The sequence below is a fragment of the Deinococcus alpinitundrae genome (assembly GCF_009982895.1).
In the GTDB taxonomy this organism is placed as follows: Bacteria; Deinococcota; Deinococci; order Deinococcales; family Deinococcaceae; genus Deinococcus; species Deinococcus alpinitundrae.
Genome location: NZ_WXZL01000340.1, coordinates 1 through 259 on the forward strand (window position 1 = coordinate 1; position 259 = coordinate 259).

The 259-nt window shown below is 32.8% G+C and carries 1 protein-coding gene; it reads left to right on the forward strand.

Annotated elements, in window-relative coordinates; genetic code table 11:
* Positions 1-50: 50 nt before the first annotated feature.
* Positions 51-259, forward strand: a 209-nt coding sequence (locus GUI70_RS25915; RefSeq protein WP_272952939.1) for a lipoate protein ligase C-terminal domain-containing protein, incomplete at its 3' end; no start/stop codon positions are given.

The following is a 259-nucleotide window of genomic DNA, read 5'->3' on the forward strand; positions in this document are numbered from 1 at the left end:
AGGCAAAACGATAAGAATTATCTGATGCAGATTGGGAAGCGATTCAAGAATTGGCGCGCAAAAAGTATAAAAATTGGGATTGGAATTATGGGAAGTCAACTAAATATGAATATAATCGAAGTGAAAGATTATCATCAGGTACTGTAGATATTACCATTTCTGTTGAACAAAATCGTATTGCAGATTGTAGAATTTTTGGTGATTTCTTTGGACAAGGTGATATAAAAGATGTGGAACAAGCATTACAAGGAACAAAAAT